Source organism: Salinimicrobium oceani, from assembly GCF_012037645.1.
In genome coordinates, this window is sequence record NZ_JAAVJR010001319.1 from 1 (window position 1) to 327 (window position 327).

The following is a 327-nucleotide window of genomic DNA, read 5'->3' on the forward strand; positions in this document are numbered from 1 at the left end:
GGCGGTAGAAGAAACCTTCAAAAGTGAATACGACAACGAAACGGACTTCTATGAATCTATAGACCTGGAAATATTAGAAGTAATAAAAGGAAGAGAAACCAGAAAAATTATTAGAATATTCGCCTCTGACGGTGCTGACTGCCGATCCGGAGTTAGAAATTTCGAAACTGGAAAAACATATTTGTTCACACCTACTTTATCGAAATATTCATTAACGGATATGCCAAACGAAAAGGAGACGGATTTTTTCTTGTGGAGTTGTTCAGAAACATCAATTGAATACAGAGCAGACAACAATAAGGTTTACGGACTAATCAAAGGGAAATC

At 36.7% G+C, this 327-nt stretch carries 1 pseudogene; it reads left to right on the forward strand.

Annotation, left to right across the window (positions count from 1 at the left end):
* Positions 1-327, forward strand: a pseudogene (locus HC175_RS22010) (hypothetical protein); the annotation flags it as partial.